General features: G+C 53.8%; 16 protein-coding genes. 4 read left to right on the top strand and 12 right to left on the bottom strand.

Annotated features, from left to right (window positions below):
- Window positions 1-7: 7 nt before the first annotated feature.
- The gene (locus tag C5Y44_RS12900) at window positions 8-916 is read left to right on the top strand and encodes a cation diffusion facilitator family transporter (RefSeq protein WP_105325303.1); all 909 of its coding nucleotides are present in this window, start codon (window positions 8-10) and stop codon (window positions 914-916) included.
- 26 nt (window positions 917-942) lie between these two features.
- Here the strand turns inward: C5Y44_RS12900 and C5Y44_RS12905 are convergent, their stop codons facing one another.
- Window positions 943-2,451: an MFS transporter gene (locus tag C5Y44_RS12905; protein ID WP_105325304.1), complete on the bottom strand. Its 1,509-nt coding sequence runs from the start codon at window positions 2,449-2,451 to the stop codon at window positions 943-945.
- Between the two features lie 90 nt (window positions 2,452-2,541).
- Here C5Y44_RS12905 and C5Y44_RS13635 point away from each other — a divergent pair, with 90 nt between their 5' ends.
- Together C5Y44_RS13635 and C5Y44_RS13640 are read left to right on the top strand one after the other, a co-directional pair.
- Window positions 2,542-2,805, top strand: coding sequence for a LysR family transcriptional regulator (locus tag C5Y44_RS13635; RefSeq protein WP_369831099.1), 264 nt, complete (start codon window positions 2,542-2,544; stop codon window positions 2,803-2,805).
- 92 nt (window positions 2,806-2,897) lie between these two features.
- On the top strand, window positions 2,898-3,470 hold the full coding sequence (locus C5Y44_RS13640; protein WP_369831098.1) for a LysR family transcriptional regulator substrate-binding protein: 573 nt from the start codon (window positions 2,898-2,900) through the stop codon (window positions 3,468-3,470).
- Here C5Y44_RS13640 and C5Y44_RS12920 read toward each other — a convergent pair.
- Entirely contained in the window at window positions 3,358-4,494 is a 1,137-nt protein-coding gene (locus C5Y44_RS12920) for a 2-keto-3-deoxygluconate permease (protein ID WP_105325307.1), read from the bottom strand. The genes C5Y44_RS13640 and C5Y44_RS12920 overlap by 113 nt on opposite strands.
- A gap of 244 nt (window positions 4,495-4,738) precedes the next feature.
- On the bottom strand, window positions 4,739-6,175 hold the full coding sequence (gene glnA / locus C5Y44_RS12925; RefSeq protein ID WP_105325308.1) for a type I glutamate--ammonia ligase: 1,437 nt from the start codon (window positions 6,173-6,175) through the stop codon (window positions 4,739-4,741).
- Window positions 6,176-6,446: 271 nt separating this feature from the next.
- On the opposite strand from glnA, the gene C5Y44_RS12930 reads away from it, so the two are divergent.
- Window positions 6,447-6,917: an RDD family protein gene (locus C5Y44_RS12930; RefSeq protein ID WP_105325309.1), complete on the top strand. Its 471-nt coding sequence runs from the start codon at window positions 6,447-6,449 to the stop codon at window positions 6,915-6,917.
- 154 nt (window positions 6,918-7,071) lie between these two features.
- On the opposite strand, the gene C5Y44_RS12935 is transcribed toward C5Y44_RS12930, so the two are convergent.
- The 9 genes from C5Y44_RS12935 to sucB form a co-directional block, all read right to left on the bottom strand.
- Window positions 7,072-7,857, bottom strand: coding sequence for a DUF4191 domain-containing protein (locus C5Y44_RS12935; protein ID WP_105325310.1), 786 nt, complete (start codon window positions 7,855-7,857; stop codon window positions 7,072-7,074).
- Window positions 7,858-7,961: 104 nt separating this feature from the next.
- Window positions 7,962-9,023 carry a lipoyl synthase gene (gene lipA, locus C5Y44_RS12940; RefSeq protein WP_105325317.1) on the bottom strand — a complete coding sequence of 354 codons (1,062 nt, stop codon included), beginning with the start codon at window positions 9,021-9,023 and terminating at the stop codon, window positions 7,962-7,964.
- Window positions 9,024-9,214: 191 nt separating this feature from the next.
- The gene (gene lipB / locus C5Y44_RS12945; protein WP_105325311.1) at window positions 9,215-10,036 is read right to left on the bottom strand and encodes a lipoyl(octanoyl) transferase LipB; all 822 of its coding nucleotides are present in this window, start codon (window positions 10,034-10,036) and stop codon (window positions 9,215-9,217) included.
- A gap of 64 nt (window positions 10,037-10,100) precedes the next feature.
- Window positions 10,101-10,490 (bottom strand): glycine cleavage system protein GcvH, encoded by a 390-nt coding sequence (gcvH, locus tag C5Y44_RS12950; RefSeq protein WP_105325312.1) that lies wholly within the window; start codon window positions 10,488-10,490, stop codon window positions 10,101-10,103.
- 174 nt (window positions 10,491-10,664) lie between these two features.
- Window positions 10,665-11,807 carry an FAD-dependent oxidoreductase gene (locus C5Y44_RS12955; RefSeq protein ID WP_105325313.1) on the bottom strand — a complete coding sequence of 381 codons (1,143 nt, stop codon included), beginning with the start codon at window positions 11,805-11,807 and terminating at the stop codon, window positions 10,665-10,667.
- An 89-nt stretch (window positions 11,808-11,896) separates the two neighbouring features.
- A complete protein-coding gene (locus tag C5Y44_RS12960) occupies window positions 11,897-12,217 on the bottom strand; it encodes an antibiotic biosynthesis monooxygenase (RefSeq protein ID WP_066838107.1) in 321 nt (106 codons plus the stop codon).
- Between the two features lie 194 nt (window positions 12,218-12,411).
- Complete coding sequence (gcvT, locus tag C5Y44_RS12965; protein WP_105325314.1) at window positions 12,412-13,515, bottom strand: glycine cleavage system aminomethyltransferase GcvT; 1,104 nt, start codon at window positions 13,513-13,515, stop codon at window positions 12,412-12,414.
- Between the two features lie 4 nt (window positions 13,516-13,519).
- Window positions 13,520-16,378 carry an aminomethyl-transferring glycine dehydrogenase gene (gene gcvP, locus C5Y44_RS12970; protein WP_105325315.1) on the bottom strand — a complete coding sequence of 953 codons (2,859 nt, stop codon included), beginning with the start codon at window positions 16,376-16,378 and terminating at the stop codon, window positions 13,520-13,522.
- Window positions 16,379-16,731: 353 nt separating this feature from the next.
- Window positions 16,732-18,081, bottom strand: a 1,350-nt coding sequence (gene sucB, locus C5Y44_RS12975; RefSeq protein ID WP_105325318.1) for a 2-oxoglutarate dehydrogenase, E2 component, dihydrolipoamide succinyltransferase, incomplete at its 5' end; no start/stop codon positions are given.

An 18,081-nucleotide genomic window follows, 5' to 3' on the forward strand; every position in this document is an offset into this window, starting at 1 on the left:
TGAAAATATGTCTACTGGGCACTCTTCTTCTCACGACCACGGTCATGACCATAGTTTTGTTAACACGCCGCTGAAAGCTTTGACCATCGCATCGGTGGTCACAGGCGTGATTTTCTTCGCGGAATTAATCGGTGGTTTGATATCAGGCTCGCTGGCCTTGCTATCTGACGCCATGCATATGCTTTCCGATGCCGCCGGGCTCATCATCGCGCTAATAGCCGCGCTGATTGGAAGCAAGGAAGCATCGTCACGCGCAACCTATGGCTATCGGCGCGTGGAGGTGCTCGCGGCGCTCTTTAATGCCATCGCCGTGACTCTCGTGGTCATTTTCATCATCGTCCAAGCAATTCGCCGCCTGGGCAGTGATTATGAAATTGACACCGGCATGATGCTGGTCGTGGCTTTTATTGGCCTTATAGCCAATGCGATTTCCGCCTGGGTGCTGTCATCGCAGCAAGAGCACAGCCTGAATGTTAAAGGTGCATTCTTACACGTGCTGGCAGACCTTTTAGGTTCAGTGGCAGTGATTATCGCCGGTCTGATTATCCGCTTTACTGGCTTTACTTTTGCTGACACTATTGCTTCTTTGGCTATCGTCGCGTTTGTTCTGCCGCGCGCTTTGGGGCTGTTGTGGAAGACCATCGAGGTCTTACTAGAGCGCGTACCGCGCGACTTGGACCTGCATGACATTGAAGCTGCTCTGCAGAAACTGCCCAGCGTGATGATGGTGCATGACTTGCATGTGTGGACCACCGATGGGGTAGAGGCCATTGCCACCGCGCACCTAGTGGTGGCCGAACACGACTATCAAATCCTCGACCAGGCGCAAGCTACGCTGCGAGAATTCGGCATTGAACATTCCACCATCCAACTAGAACCAGAAGACCACATTCAGCACGAAGACTTCTGCGATTAGCGCGGAGCTAATTAAACGCGGACTAATTAGGCGGTGGCCTTCGTCTTGGACTGGTGCAGGTCGAGAAAGCCAAATGCCAGTGAAATAACGCAGACGGTGGTAATCATGGCAAAGCCGACCATGATGGCGTGTGGCCACTCTGCTGAGGTCCCGCGCAGCGTGGCAAAGGCCGCTGCAGTGACCACAGCTAGGCCAATCGCGGTACCGATGCGCTGACCGGTTTGCAGCACAGCTCCGGATGAGCCGGCATATTCCTGCGGCACGCTTGCCAGCGACAGCGTTTGGTTAGGGGAGATGACCGAGCCTTGCCCCGCACCGGCGAAGGACAAAGTAAGGACCAGCCACCATTCGGAGATATCCCACTGGGTAGTCGCCCAGATGAGGATGATTGAAGAGATGAGGCCGAAAATAGCAATGAACATGCCGCCGATAACCACCTTGCGCCCATGTTTAGATACCAAGCGGCCAGCCACCGTGGATGAGACGGAGTTCAACAACGCTGAAGGAATGCCCACGCAGCCGGCGATGAGTGCCGAATAGCCCAGCCCGTTTTGGAAGTACATGGCCACCAGCACCCAAATACTGGTTGCGCCCATAAACCACAGCGTCGCGATAATAGTGCCGTTGCGAAAGCTTGAAGCACGGAAGATCTTCAGATCCACCATCGGTTGATTACCCCGTGCGCGATGGCGACGTTCCCACGCAACCCAGAAGGCAGTAAAGAGTACTCCCAGCGGCAACAGTGCCCAACTCCAGTTGGAACCGGTGGATTCTACGAAGGGGAAGAGCACCATGAATACCGCAAGACCCAAAAGCAATGCGCCAATCGGGTCGAGGGACTTCAGCGCGTTCCACGTGCCGACCTTCTTTCCCGTGCGCATGTCACGCACGCGTGAGAGCAGCGGCCGCGGGAACCACATAAACGCCAAGGCGATGGCCAACATACCGATGGGGACATTGACCAGCATGGTCAGACGCCAACCCAGATCAGCCCCGCCTAGTTGGATGAGAAAACCACCAAAGACTGGACCAATTGCCACGGCAACGCCTACGGTGGCACCGAAATAGCCGAAGGCACGGCCGCGTTCTGGGCCTAAGAAGTACTGCTGGATCATGCCCACACCCTGTGGGTTTAATAGACCCGCGCCAACGCCCTGAACAAAGCGAGCAACGTTGAGTGCTTCAGCCGAAGGCGCAAACCCCGCCATCACTGAGGCGAGGGTGTAAATGGTCACGCCGATGACGAACATGCCACCGCGCCCCACTAGGTCGCCAGCACGTCCAGCGGCCACCAGCACCACGCCGAAGGTCAGCGCATAGCCAGAAAGCACCCACTGCACATCGGAATCAGAAGCATCAAGCCCCGCCTGGATAGAAGGCAGGGCAACGTTAACGATAGAAACGCTAATCAACGACATGAATACCGCGACGAGCAGGATGAGCAGGATACGCCAGCGAGCCGGATCTTTACCGGCCGGATATTCAGTGGTGTTTGCTTCCGATGTCGAGGTATGTGGGGGTCGTGCTTGCGTCATTCTTTACACCCTACTCCAAAATTTTCTTCAAAGGGAAGTAAGGAAAAGTGGCATATTCTGCGCTTTTGCGCAGTGCAATCGAATTGCTCGATGCTACACCTAGAGCATGTTGAATACTTCGATTGTTGGTTCGGTAACAAGTCAATATGGGCGAAGTTTATTTGGGATTTCCATGCAGCCACTGAGGTGAAGTGTGAAAATAGCCAAGTGGAACTTCGAAACTTAGAGTATTTTTTAGCTGCCTCTTCCGCCGCAAGCTTAAGCGAAGCAGCGGTCAAATTATCAATTACCCAGCCGACCCTTTCCCGGCAGGTGAGCATCTCCGACACCTCGCGGCTGCAATACTGGGGCTAGCAAGCCAGATAGAAAAAGACTTCCGGTCCTTTTCGCGCGGTAGTTCTGGTGTTCTAAGTATTGGGTTTGTCGGTACAGCGACCCATAGAATTATGCCCGATGTCGTCTCAGGCTTAAGGAAAATTGTGCCGGATTTAGAGGTACAAGTAGCTGGAGAACTAACCACTCCGGAGTTAGAGAAAAAGCTGATTGAAAACCAACTCAATCTTGCAATTCTGCGCCCACCAATTCGCTCTAAGCACGTACATCTAGAACGGTTCTCGACAGAAACCTTTGCCCTATATGTTCCAGATGAAAAATCCTGGAGCATACTACCGACAACGATGTCCTTTTCGGAGGCGCTCGCTCTGGACTTGGTAGCTTTTCCTCAAGGCTCAGCTGCTGAACAAGTGATAGCGCAGCATGCACTTGCACGAGGCCTACAGGTAAATCCGGTGCAGAGGTCTTCTGGCACCGGCACCATCTTAGCGATGGTACGCGGTGGGATCGGGGCGGCTATCTTACCTGTTATGGGAGCACCGGAGCACTTGTGGGGATTGCGAAAAATAACTCTTAGTGATGCCCCGACGATAGATTTGGCACTGGCGTGGCATCCGCAGCATACAACTCCTGTGATGAACGCGGTTCGGAATCACTTGCGTTCGTTGATTCCTGCTCTGGCTTAGCAGAAATTTCATCAACAGGGGTTCCTTCAAAGTAGGCATCTTCATTTTCTGGGCTGATACCCTTGGCCAGCTGGCGCTTGTGGATGTATGCAGTGAGAAACGGCGAGATGAAAGCAGTGACTACGACAGCTGCTGCAATCTGCGCTGTTGCTGCAGCCTGAATTGCTTCTAAGGAAGGATCAATTGCAGCAAGTGCTGCAGGGGTAGCGATCGCATTTCCGGCAACGGCAGACTCGGCTGCACCAGAGACTAAGTTACGTGCGCCCTTAGGTGTCCGGCGAATTTTGTGCCACAGGTAGACACCTCCAATACATGCGATTGCTGACATCGCCACTGATACCAAGCCAAGGAAGATGCCAACCGCGCCGGAGGACAACAGAACGCGGAAGTCGATGCCGGCACCGATAGAAAAGGCAACGAATGGAATGATCAGGCGTTCACCAGGAGCGAGAAATTCGCGAGCTTTATCGGAGAGGTTGCCAAAGACAAATCCCAAAATCATTGGCAAGATAGCGGCGACTAAAGCCCAGATTGGGAATTGCGCTAGCCCAGCAGCGCCGAGCGCGACCATGGTCAAAAAGGGCCCATCGTTAATTGATAACACGGCGATCGAACCGCGGTCAGAACGTGAGCCGAACTGTTGTGTGAGAGCGACAAAGAGCGAGCCATTTGAATTGGACATCGCAGCAATAATGGCCAGTGGCAGCAATCCCCATAGGCTGCCATTAGGGGTGAGGAAAGCTACGGCTAGGCCAATAACAACCGCAATGCCGAACTTCGCGACGAGAATGACCGCGCCCTTTTCTAAGGAAGGCACGGCAGTCTTAAAGCTAATTTGTGAGCCGACGGAAAAGAAGAAGAGTCCGATCAATACCGCAGTGCCATCACGAAACAGGGCGGTGGTGAAGCTACCGATGTCCAAAACTTCGGGGATGAAGGTGTTGACGAATGCTCCAAGGAACAGTGGGAGGATCATCAATGCCCCGGGGACTTTATCTAGGGTGCTTAAAATTCTATCCAACATTATTAACTACCTTTCAATAAGTGCTGCCTATTGTGTAGCTCACACTGTAAAAGGTAGTTTTCTCATCGCAATCAACTTTGGGCATAGGGGCTATGCATAAAGGACATACTCCCAGCGACAGAGGTTGGTAGATTCTCCGCGTTATAGGCGTGCGCATCGACAAGCTATGCCCACGCACCTGTACTCAGGCACGTGGGCATTAGTTGGTTACGGAGGCAGAAGTTGGATAGCTGCCTCGGCGGTATTAGCAGTCGAAGTACATCTCGAATTCCAGTGGGGTTGGACGCAGACGAGTTGGCTCAATCTCGTTTTCGTACTTGAACTTGATGTAGGTATCAATCAAGTCCTCGGTAAAGACATCGCCTTCGGTGAGGAAGTCATTGTCTTCAGAAAGTGCCTTTAGGGATGCTTCCAAAGAGGTTGGTGCCTGTGGGATGGAAGCTGCCTCTTCTGGTGGCAACTCGTACAGGTCCTTATCGACTGGAGCATGTGGTTCGATGCGGTTCTTGATGCCGTCGATACCAGCCATCATCATGGCAGCAAAGCCCAAGTATGGGTTGCCTGATGGGTCCGGAGCACGGAACTCAATGCGCTTAGCCTTTGGGTTAGAGCCAGTAATTGGGATACGTACCGCAGCGGAACGGTTGCGCTGAGAGTAGACCAAGTTGATTGGTGCCTCGAAGCCCTTGACTAGGCGGTGGTAAGAGTTCAGGGTTGGGTTGGAGAATGCCAAGACCGCCCCGGCGTGGTGCAACAGGCCGCCGATGTAGTAGCGCGCGATATCGGACAGTCCTGCGTAGCCGGCCTCGTCGTGGAAGAGTGGCTTGCCGTCCTTCCACAAAGACTGGTGTGCGTGCATACCGGAGCCATTATCGCCCGCGAGTGGCTTGGGCATGAAGGTTGCGGTCTTGTTGAAAGCTACCGCGGTGTTTTTGATGACGTACTTGAAAGTCTGAATGTCATCGGCCGCATGCAGCATGGTGTTGAAGCGGTAGTTGATTTCTTGCTGTCCGCCGGAGCCGACCTCGCGGTGGAAGCGCTCAATCTGGAAACCGACTTCTTGCAAAGCACCGACCATGGCATCGCGAACTTCAACGGTCTGGTCATAAGGAGGGGTAGGGAAGTAGCCGCCTTTTTCGCGGTTCTTGTAACCGAAGTTCGGGGTGCCATCAAGGTTGGTGTCCTTACCGCGGTTCCACCAGCCCTCGTTGGAATCAACGTGGTAGAAAGCCTGGTGCGCATCAGCCTGGTACTTGACGGAGTCAAAGAGGTAGAACTCTGCTTCCGCACCGAACTGACAGGTATCTGCGATACCAGTGGAGATCAAGTACTCCTCAGCCTTGCGCGCAACATTGCGAGGGTCGCGGGAGAAAGGCTCATGGGTGAAAGGATCATGTACAAAGCACTTAATGTTCAGGGTCTTTTCCGTACGGAAAGGATCGATGTGTGCCGAGTTAGGATCCGGGAACAAGGTCATGTCAGATTCATCGATGGTGGTAAAGCCATCAATGGAAGAGCCATCAAAAGCCATTCCTTCTTCAGCGGCGTCCTCATCAAACTCGGACGCAGGGATGCTGAAGTGATGTTCTTTGCCCGGGACGTCGGTAAAGCGGATGTCAACAAATTTTACGTCTTCATCAGCGATAAACTTCACAATCTCCGAGACGCTGGAAAATGCCATGGTTGCTCCTAAAAGGGTTATTTGTGCGGTATTTTCTACCTCACAAGTCTACGCGCGTCACCGAGTAGACCGTGATAAAACGTGCGCGTTATTGCTTAAGTACAATGTCTATGGGTCATTTTAGCGGATTATCTATCACACACTAGAATTTAGCCCTGTCGGCGGCAGAAAATTTCGGGATTTTTTGGCGCTGCCCTGCCAAAAGTGGTCTACATCATGTCTTACCTGATCAGACTTTCAACTCTAAGCCTAGCCACGTAGATTAGTGGCTATGGCGAATAAGAAGACGTGGTTGGATGGGCCTAATATCCCAGGTGAGAATGACTTTGACACAGTAGGGCGCTACCCAGGTGAAAACTTGGGGCTGCCAGAATCCGGCTCGGGTGCGTTAGCTTCGGTGTCCCGACGTGCAGGTGGAGTATTCATTGACTGGATTTTGTGTCTTCTCATCGCCGGTATTTTTACTAAATTCACCCATATTTTTGGCGGCGTATCCACCGCGACCTTCATTTTGTGGATCTTGATGGGCATCATCTGCGGCATCCTCTTTGCCCGTACCCCCGGCATGGCAATGCTGGGCATGGGTGTTGCGCGTATCGATGTTCCAGGAAGCACCGTCGGCATCTGGCGCGGCGTTGTGCGCACCCTGCTGACCGCATGCCTATTCCCAGCAGCCATGGTGGACTCTGATGGCCGCGGGATTCACGACCGTGCGACTGGCACCGTCGTTATTCGGGATTAAGAGATAAAAAGCATCCCGCTTCACACACTGTGTCTAAGAAACTTCCTTGCGGAAGTTTTGCACAAGGTCATTAGTGTGAAGCGGGATGCTTTTTAATGTTTTATCTGCAGCTACCTGCTGGTTAGCTAACTAACCAGCATTACTCTAACCGGTATTACTTGCCTTTGCGCTCTTGAGCGCGACGCATACGACGGTTCATGCCAGCCATATTCTGCGCCTGGCGGGGCATTGGGCCCTTCGGCATACCTGCGACCTGGCCCGGGGTAGCGTCCATAGCCTCAATCTTGCGGGCTACAGCGTAAACCTCATTTTTGTTGTAGTTACGAGGAAGACGAATCAAGTGGTTGCGTAGCTTGCCTACTGGAACTTCATCCTCGCCATCGCCAACGTAGACCTCATAGATAGGAACGCCGCCAGCGAGCTTATCAACACGGCGCTTGAGCTGAGTCATCGTAGGCTTCAGACGGTTCTTGTTGCCCTCGGCTACAAAGACCACGCCAGGGTTACCGATAACGCGGTGGATGATGTCCTGCTGGCGGGTCATAGCAATACCTTGCTCGACCTTCCATGCCATACCCACGGAATTCTTCAGCTGATTATCCAAAGCCCAACCGGCAACGCCAGGTTGATCTTCGACGCGCTTGTACATATCGCGTTCGAGGCGGCGAGTAAAAATAATCATGGCGATAAGGAAGCCAACGCCCAGGCCCAAAATCAACATGAACCATTGGCCGTTGAATAACAGACCAATGAGGAAAAACAGCAAGCCCATGCCCAAGATGGACAGCAACATCAGTGGGATAAGTGCCTTATCCTGCTTGCGCTGCATCTGGAAGGCTTGCCACATTTGACCGCGGGTTTCCTTGCGCTTAGCGCGCTTTGCCACGCGCTCTTCCTTCTTTGCAGCCTTCAACGCTGCTTTATCTTGACCTTGTGCCATAGTTCCTACTTTAGGGTGGTGGAGGGTGGAAAACAAAAAATCTGCGGCGACCAACCACCCATTCTATAAACAGGCGGCGAACACCGCAGATCTTCTTCTATTGCTTAGCGGATGCTAGCAGTAAATTTATCTGCACCCACTGGGGTCTTTGCCAAGCGGGAAGTAACTGGCGTTTCTTCCGAAGGGCCGTACTTCTTCAGCAAGGATGATGCTTCCTGAGCGGTTGCGCCATCAGAAGTTTCTTCTAGGTGCTTGAGGTTTTCTGGCAGCTCCCAGCCACGCGCCTTCATCGCCTGGGTGTAAAGCTTGCCCGCGCGGTAAGAAGAACGCACCAAAGGACCAGACATAACGGTAAAGCCCAATTCCTTGGCGTACTTGGAGTGCGCAATGAACTCCTCTGGGCGAACCCAACGCTCAATTGGGTGGAAACGAGGACCTGGACGCAGGTACTGCGTAATGGTGATGATGTCAGTGCCCACAGAGCGCATATCGCGCAGAGCTTCTTGAATCTCTTCCTCAGTCTCACCCATGCCCAAGATCAGGTTGGACTTGGTGATCAGGCCGAAGTCGTGTGCCTGCTGCAAAACATCCAAAGAACGCTCATAGCGGAATGCTGGGCGGATGCGCTTGAAAATACGAGGAACGGTTTCCAAGTTGTGAGCGAAGACCTCAGGGCGAGCCTCGAAGACTTCCTGCAGCAAGTCTGGCTTGCCGGAGAAGTCAGGGGTGAGGTTTTCTACACCCGTGTGAGGGTTCTTCTCGTGGATCTTGCGAACCACTTCAGCATAAAGCCATGCACCCTCATCTGGAAGGTCATCGCGAGTAACACCGGTGATGGTGGCGTAGTTCAGATTCATCTCTTGGATGTTTTCTGCAACGCGACGTGGCTCATCGGTGTCCAATGCCTGTGGCTTACCAGTGGCAATGTCGCAGAAGTCACAACGGCGAGTGCAACGGTCACCGCCGATGAGGAAGGTAGCTTCTCGGGACTCCCAGCATTCGTGGATATTAGGACAGCCTGCCTCCTGGCAGACAGTGTGCAGGCCAGCGCCAGCAACACGCTTTTTCATGTCCTCATAACCAGGGCCGGTGCGGACCTGGTTACGGATCCACCTCGGCTTCTGCTCAATGGGTGACTCCGCATTCTTCTTTTCAATGCGGAGCATCTTGCGTCCTTCAGGCTTAATAGTCACAAATTCCACCCTACGTGTTGTGCGATTTTAAATTCAACTAATTACGATACTGACCTTGTATTTTTGACCCCGTTGATGGGTGCGCTTAAGGCCTTAATTCCTTCAATCCCACCGGTTGCTGAAATATTCCGAAAACGGACATCGCTACCCGAATAGGGGCAGACTTAAGAACCAGCGTGATCAGCCAAGGAAGACTGCGCGCGTGCTTGGCGCGCTTTCTCATTAGCTAATTTGATGGGGTCTGGGGCAGAGGCGAAAGTGTGGTCGGCGACAACCATGCGGCCGGCCAAGGTATCGTCAAGCGCAATGAGCAAGGGCTCAACCGCATCATCTACGGTGACATCGCGGCCCAGCTCTAGCGCCAGGGTGGTGATATCGGCATCATCAATACCGCAGGCAATAATGTGCTCGTAGTAGTCCAAGATATTGTCGCAATTGAGCGCCAGGCCATGCATGGTGACCCCACGCGTAATGCGAATGCCTAAGGCCGCAATCTTGCGGTCGCGGTGTGATGCTGCGGGGTCTTTTGCAGTGGTAGTCGATGGCACCCATACACCCGAGCGGCCATCGATACGCCCAGCTGTTGTTACCCCCATTTCTCGAACGGTATGAATAACAGCTTCTTCTAGGCGGCGGACATAATCGACGACATCGACAGGCTCTGCCAACTTGATAATCGGGTAGACCACCAACTGGCCCTCTCCATGCCAGGTAATCCGGCCGCCACGATCAACATTGATAACCGGAAGACCGTTGGTGGGCATATCTTCGGGCTGCGTGCGCTTGCCCGCCGTATACACAGCGGGGTGCTCAACGACCAGCAACGTGTCTGCAACTTCATCACGTGCGCGCTGTGCTGCTACTTCTGCTTGATAGTCCCAGGCTTCTTGATAATCCATACGGCCTAAACGTCTCACCTCTACCGGGGCAGTAGAAGCGCGAATAGATCGATCAGCGGGGAAAAACGGGTCACGCGGAGCAGTCATGTTTTCCCAGTGTAGTACTTGGGGCAAACTGCTCCGCGCTTAAAGGTGCGAAATGTAAAAAGGCTTAGATGCCGTTTTCTGCTGCGTATTCATCAGCGGTCATAACCTCGCCGAGTTCTTCAACCTCGACCTCAAATAGCCAACCTTCACCGAAAGGATCGTTGTTGATGATTTCATAATCATCATGCACTGCCTCGTTCACAGCGGTCACGGTGCCGGTGACAGGGCTGTATAGGTCAGAAACGGACTTGGTGGATTCAACCTCACCACAGGTCTCACCTGCAGTGACGCTATCGCCAACTGCTGGAAGCTCAGCGAAGACAACCTCGCCAAGACGGTCTGCGGCAACAGAGGTAATGCCGATGCGAACAGTATTGCCAACGATTGCGTCCTGAGCGGCGTTAATCCACTCGTGGTCTTCGGAGTAAGTAAATTCTGCAGGTAGGTTAGCCATAGGAACTATCCTTTCATTGACGTGCCTGATCCGCCGGGAATGCAGCGAATAGGTGCATGGGTTGAAGTATCGCTTTTACTTTAGCGCAGCGAAGCACTTTTCATGCCACTATCGCACGTTGGTATTGCCCCTTCGGGGGTTAAAAATTTGCCCCCATCGGACATTGAGCAGTGCCTAGGTGCCAGATTTCAGATCGCGGGTAATGCTAATGACGGCATCGCGACCTGCCCGGTTAGCTCCTACTGTGGATTGGGAAGGGCCATAGCCAATGAGGTGAAGATTCTTCTTTCCCTTTACCTGCGTGCCCTCAATGTTGATCCCGCCCTTCTCGTTATAAAGGTTCAGCGGGTCCAAGTGCGCCAAGCTGGGACGAAAGCCAATCGCCCAAATGATGGTGTCTACTTCAACTTTGGTGCCATCTGCTTCGATAATGCCGTTTTCGTACAAGCCCTGGAATATCGGCCGGCGATTCAATGCGCCGTTAGCGTGTGCTCTTTTCGCATCTTGGTTAAAGATTAAGCCGGTATAAGAAACAATGGAGCGCGGTGCGTTTCCTGCCTCGGTGTGCTTGGTTACCTTGTCGATGGTCTGTCTTCCGCCTTCCTCAGCGGTAAACGATGCCCGGAAGAAAGGCTTGGTGCGGGTGTACCAATAAGTTTGTTTCGCGACATCGGAGATTTCAGCTAGTTGCTGCACCGCGGAGATTCCACCGCCGACTACTGCCACGCGCTGGCCGGTGAAATCTTCCATGCGGACATAGTCCTTGGAATGTAATTGGCGGCCTTGGAATTTCTCAATGCCCGGGTACTGCGGCTGATTCGGGTTATTCCACGTTCCCGTCGCGTTGATGACAGCGTCAACCTGCCATGTGGAGCCAGCATAAGGAGAATTTGTACCAGCGCCGGGGGATTGTTCCGCTAGTTTGATGCGATAGCCACTCCCAGCCTCATTAACGCTAGCGACCGAAACTGGGCGAATGATGGGCAAGTCCATCTTGGCTTCATAGTCCGAGAAGTAGTTCGGGACTGCCTCACGCGCGGGCGTAGTTTTCTTGATATCGGATTGTTCCATGCCGGGTAAATCAAAAATCCCATTGACGGTTGCCATGGTCAGTGATTCTTGCCGGTGGCGCCAGGCGCCGCCGGCGGATTCTTCTGCATCGAAGACGATAAAGGTGCCCAGGGAGGACTCTTGACTGCCTTGGAAGGCGGAAGGATTATCGAGCGCGCTGATAAAACCACGGCGGGCTAGGTGATATGCGGCTGAAAGACCGGCCTGACCGGCGCCAATCACGGCGACAGTTGCATGGAAATTCATAGCTCCCAGCTTACCCGAATTAGAGTTGACGTGTCACCTATGTGGGGTGGGTGGGTTGGGAGCTTAACATGCCAAGGCTTAGTGAAGCCCTACTGGACTGGTGGTGCTGGCTCGACCTCATCGAGGTTAACGATTTCGAATTCCAGCAAAGTTGCACCGGTTGCTACTGGCTGACGTCCGGTAGAGACGTGGGAAGGCTGGCGCTGAGAGCTCCACTGCTGAAAGTCTTCTTCGGTTTCCCATTCGGTGACGATGAAGTAGCGATCTTCACCTTTGGTAGGGCGTAGCATCTGGAAACCCTTAAAACCTGGTGCGTTATCTACCGAGTGCTTGCGCGCAGCAAAGCGGGCTTCGAGTTCTGGGCCTTGTCCTTCAGGGACTTCAATGGCGTTAATTTTGATTACAGACATAGACGCGCTCCTTAGTGCGACTTTTCGACGTCCTAGAAACTTCTAAACCTCAACTAAGGTTTGATGTCCAGCCTAGCGAAAGTTTGATGCCCTGTGGGTGCTTTGAGGTGTGAAAACAAACGCACTCCACAAACATGGCCGCAATCGGTGATGAAAGCGGGACGCTCGTGGAGTGCGAAAGCTAGCTGCGGGTATTACTTCTCGCGGCTATAGAAAGGCGTCTTGGTAACGGTGAAGGGGTAACGCTTGCCGCGAATATCCACTTCTACTTCTGCGCCTTCTTCGAGGTTTGCGGCAGTATCTACCAGTGCCAGGGCAATAGGGTGTCCCAGCGTCGGCGATGGCTGACCCGAAGTTACGGTGCCTACCAACTGCTCGCCGGCATAGATTTCTGCACCAGTGCGCGCTGCACGGCGCTCAGAGGAGGTCAAAGCCGTGATAACTTGCTTAGGGCCTTCTTCCAAGCGCTGGCGTAGAACCTCTGCGCCGACGAAGTCAGCGGTCTTCTTCTTAAACGCCACGCCCATGCCTGCTTCGACAGGAGTGATATCGCGGGAGAGCTCATTGCCGTACAAAGGCATGCCAGCTTCCAAGCGCAAGGAATCGCGTGAAGCCAAACCACATGGTGTAACACCATCTTGGTCGATGAAAAGCTGCCAGAGCTTGGTCGCATCGGCGTTGTAGATCATCAGCTCGAAGCCGTCTTCGCCGGTGTAGCCGGTGCGCGCGACGATGGTGTCAACGTCTGCGACTTTGGCCATGGTTGCGGCATAGTAAGGAAGGTTTTCTACTTCTTCCTTCGATTCTTCAGCAACCTGTTCGACTAGAACCTTGGCTGCATTAGGACCCTGCAGGGCAATCATCGCAACATCCAAGGACTCATTGTTGAGTTCTACGTCGAAGCCTTTAGTGCGCTGATTAAAAGCTTCCCAGACCACATCAGTGTTGCCAGCGTTTGGCACTACCAAGAACTTGGTATCGGAGAAACGGTAGGAAATAAGGTCATCGATGATGCCGCCGTCTTCAGCGACAATCATGGAGTACTTCGCCTTGCCATTTTTCACGGTCTCCATGTTGGAGATCAGAGCATAGGACAAAAATGCTGCTGCGTCTGGACCGTTAACCCAAATCTCACCCATGTGCGAGAGGTCAAACATACCGACTGCATTGCGTACAGCGTGGTGCTCATCGAGCTCTTTGCCGTACTTCAAGGGCATATTCCAAGGACCAAAAGCGGTAAAGGATGCGCCGAGCTTTTCGTGCTCTGCGTACAGTGGGGACTGGCGTAGTTCTGACATTGGTTTAAGCCTCCTCGGTGGAATCGGTGTCGGCATCGAAGTCGAATGCCTCTGGCGGTGGGCAGGAGCACACCAAGTTGCGGTCGCCGTATGCTTCATCCAGGCGGCGAACCGGTGGGAAGTACTTGTTCAAACGCAGTGAAGGAACTGGCCATGCAGCCTTTTCACGGCTAAAGGAGTACTCCCAATCATCGCTTGAGACTGACAGTGCGGTGTAAGGCGCGTGGTGGATGACCGAATCTTCATATGCGATCTTGCCATCGATGATTTCCTGAATCTCCGCACGGATGGTGCGCATTGCTTCAATGAAGCGATCCAGTTCAGCAATATCCTCGGATTCAGTAGGCTCCACCATCAAGGTGCCAGCCACTGGGAATGCCAGGGTAGGAGCGTGGAAACCAAAGTCGATCAAACGCTTGGCAACGTCTGCTGCAGTAACGCCTGAGGCATCGGTAAGCGCGCGCAGATCCAAAATGCACTCGTGTGCAACAAGACCTTCATTACCGGTGAACAGAATCGGGAAGGAATCGGAGAGCTCACGTGCCAGGTAGTTAGCACCCAAGATGGCGTGTGCAGTAGCGGAGGTTAGACCCTCGCCACCGGTCATGGCGATGTATGCCCAGGTAATTGGCAGAACACCGGCCGAACCAAACTGCGAAGCAGTAATTGGAACGCCTTGCTCTACTGGCGTTGGATTAGCAGGATCCAGCTCATCAGCTGCAGCATCCGTTGGCAGGAATGGAATGAGGTGTTCAGCGACACCAATTGGTCCAACACCTGGACCGCCACCGCCGTGAGGAATGGTGAAAGTCTTGTGCAGGTTCAGGTGCGAGACATCGCCGCCGAACTTGCCCGGCTGAGCCCAACCAGTCAAAGCATTCATGTTTGCGCCATCAATGTAGACCTGGCCGCCAGCGGCATGGATCTTGTCGCAGACTTCGCGCACCTCCGGGTCAAAGACGCCGTGAGTGGATGGGTAGGTGATCATGATGCCGGCCATGTTCTCACCATGCTTGGCGATCTTGGCATCGAGATCTTCTAGATCGATGGAGCCGTCTTCCGCAGTCTTGACCACAACGACGCGCAGGTTAGCCAGCGTCGCGGAAGCAGCGTTGGTGCCGTGCGCGGACGCAGGAATCAACACGATATCGCGGTTGGTGTCACCATTTGCGACGTGGTAGCGGCGGATAGCCAAAAGGCCAGCTAGCTCGCCCTGGGAACCAGCGTTTGGTTGGATAGAAACCTTGGCGTAGCCGGTCAGCTCAGCCAACCAGCCTTCTAACTCTTCAATGAGCTCACGCCAGCCCTGGGTTGCGTATTCAGGGGAGTAAGGGTGAACATTGGCGAACTCTGGCCAGGTGATGGGCTCCATGGCCGCGGTTGGGTTGAGCTTCATCGTGCATGAGCCCAAAGGAATCATGGTGCGATCTAGCGCCAGATCCTTATCACCGAGCTTGCGCAGGTAGCGCATCATCTGGGTTTCGGAGTGGATGGAGTTAAAGATTTCGTGGGTGAGCACCTCGGTGGTGCGGGTGAGTGCCTCAGGTAGTGGGAAATCTGCATTATCTACTGCAGCGGCACCAAAGGCATCCGCCAAGACAGCAACATCGCCCTGGGTTGCGGACTCACCGAAGGAGACAGAAACCTTATCCTCGCCAATGGTGCGCACCAGGTATCCGGCCTTTTCCAAGCTGGACTTAACGGATGCGGCATCAACGCCTGCAACGGTAACGGTGTCGAAGAACTCCGAGGAAGTAATCTTCAGACCCTGAGCGGTAACTGCAGCGGCAAAGGAAGCAGCCAAGGAGTGCACGTGATTAGCAATCTCCTTCAAGCCTTCTGGACCGTGGTAGACGGCGTACATGGCAGCCACGTTGGCCAGAAGCGCCTGGGCGGTACAAATATTTGACGTCGCGCGTTCACGGCGGATGTGCTGTTCACGAGTCTGCAGCGCCAAGCGGTAAGCAGGACGGCCTTCAGAATCAACCGATACGCCAACCAAACGGCCTGGCATCTGACGCTTTAGCTTGTCAGTTACCGCCATGAAAGCAGCGTGTGGGCCGCCGAAGAAGAGCGGTACGCCAAAGCGCTGGGAGGAACCAATGACAATGTCTGCGCCGAATGTACCCGGGCCTTCCAGAAGCAGCAAGGACAACAGGTCAGCCGCGACGGAAACTAGTCCGCCGCGGCCATGGATTTCTTCGATGACAGCACGTGGGTCAAAAATATCGCCCTCGGTACCGGTGTAAGCAACAACTGCGCCGACGAGGTCTTCGCCAACCACACCGTTGCTCAAGTCAGCAATTTCCACCTCAAGGTCGATTGCACGGGCGCGCTCTGCCGCCACGGTGAGAACCTGTGGGTGTAAACGGGCGTCCAGCAGTACGCGGCGGCCCTTCTTGACCGCACGAGACATCAACCCCACGGCCTCCGCGACTGCCGATGCCTCATCCAGCAAAGAAGCATTAGCAATAGGCAAGCCGGTGAGGTCTTGAACCATGGTCTGGAAGTTCAGTAGTGACTCAAGGCGACCCTGGGAAATTTCTGGCTGGTAAGGGGTATAAGCGGTGTACCAACCAGCGTCTTCTACCAAACCGCGGCGAATAACAGCAGGGGTGATGGTGTCTGAGTAGCCCTGGCCGTAGAAAGACTTCAGCACGACATTTTTATCAGCGTAAGCGCGAAGCTTGGCTTGTGCGTCGGTCTCACTCAATGCCTGCGGCATATTAAGCGCATCCGTAATGCTAATGGACTGGGGGATTGCTGAGGTGACAAGCGCTTCTACGCTGTCATAACCCACACGCGCCAGCATGTCCTTAGATTCTGTGGCATCTGGCCCAAGGTGGCGGGCAATGAAATCCATAAGTGTCAAACTCCTTTGGAGGAACGATACATTTGTCCAGGCTTGCTAAAGCGACCGCACGAAGGCAGTCAACATTCCTCATTATATGGCTAGCCCCGGCTTTTCATTGCTTTTCTACCCACGCCTAGCCACCGCTTGTAATGCCTCCTGTGAAAGCGCTGTTATAACCAGCATGAACGCCAGCTTTGAAGAAAATGTGAAGACTGCAATGCGGATTTGTTAGTTTTTGATACCCCCGAAAATGAGAACCTGGGGAGGAGAAAACCACAAAGCCACCATGTAGAAATTTCTACATGGTGGCTTTTGCTTCTAACTCAAACGGCTAGAAGCTACCGTACATTCTGAAACTGGACTTAGAGAGCCAAGTCAGATTCGAAGTTACCGGTTTCAAGACGGTCCTTGATGGTGGTGATGAAGCGGCCTGCATCTGCACCATCTACAACCTGGTGGTCGTAGGTAAATGGCAGGTAGCACATCTGACGGATGGCAATTGCATCCTGGCCATCTTCGGTGATGACCACTGGGCGCTTTTCAATCACAGCGGTGCCCAAGATACCAGCCTGTGGTGGTACCAGAACTGGGGTATCTAGCAGGGCGCCTTCGGATCCAATGTTGGTCACGGTGAAGGTTGCACCGGTGAGGTCATTTGGCTTCAGCTTGTTGTTGCGTGCGCGGTCAGCCAAGTCAGCGATAGCCTGAGCAATCTCCGGCAAGGAAAGATCCTGAGCCTTGTGGATGACTGGGGTGAGCAGACCACGTGGGGTGTCAACTGCGATAGCGACGTTGACATCAGAGTGGTAGGTCATTTCCTTAGTCTCAGGGTTGTAAGACGCGTTGACGTTCGGGTGGGAAACCAAAGCCTCAACGGTTGCCTTAACAATGATTGGCAGGAAGGACAGGTTAGCACCGTACTTATCAACGAATGCTGGCTTCGCCTTCTTACGCAGCGCTGCCACAGTCGTCATATCTACTTCCTGGACGTGGGTCAGCTGCGCGGTGATGTGCAGCGATTCCACCATCTTGGAAGCGGTGATTTCACGGATGCGGTTGACCTTGGCGGTGGTGCCAATCAGTTCCTGCTTAGCAGGGTCAACGGACTTGGTGGACCAGTTAGCGCGCTCACCAGCTGGTGCAGCAGAACCGGACTCGGCGCCGCCTTCAGCAGCAGCCAATACGTCCTGCTTACGGATACGTCCACCAACACCGGTTCCTTCAACGGTGTTGAGGTCGATGCCGTGCTTGTCAGCCAACTTGCGTACCAGTGGGGTGACATAAGGAATGTTGTCGCCGGAGTTGACCTTAGCGGAAGCCTTCGGAGCAGCTTCTTCCTTCTTAGGTTCAGCCTTAGGTGCCTCTTGCTTTGGCTCCTCCTTCTTAGGCTCTTCCTTAGGAGCTTCTTCCTTGGCCGGTGCTTCTTCCTTTGGCTCTTCCTTCTTTTCGGAAGCAGCTGGCTTGGCGTTGCCGTCGCCGATGCGTGCGATGACTGCTCCGACGTCGATGGTGTCATCTTCGTCAGCGAGGATTTCTACCAGGGTGCCTGCGACTGGGGATGGGATCTCGGTATCGACCTTGTCGGTGGAGACCTCAAGCAGTGGCTCATCTACTTCGACGGTGTCGCCGACGGACTTCAGCCACTGGGTGATGGTGCCTTCAGTGACAGACTCACCGAGTTCTGGCATCTCCACATCGGTAGCGTCGCCAGA

The organism is Corynebacterium sp. J010B-136 (assembly GCF_002967075.1).
Lineage (GTDB): Bacteria > Actinomycetota > Actinomycetes > Mycobacteriales > Mycobacteriaceae > Corynebacterium.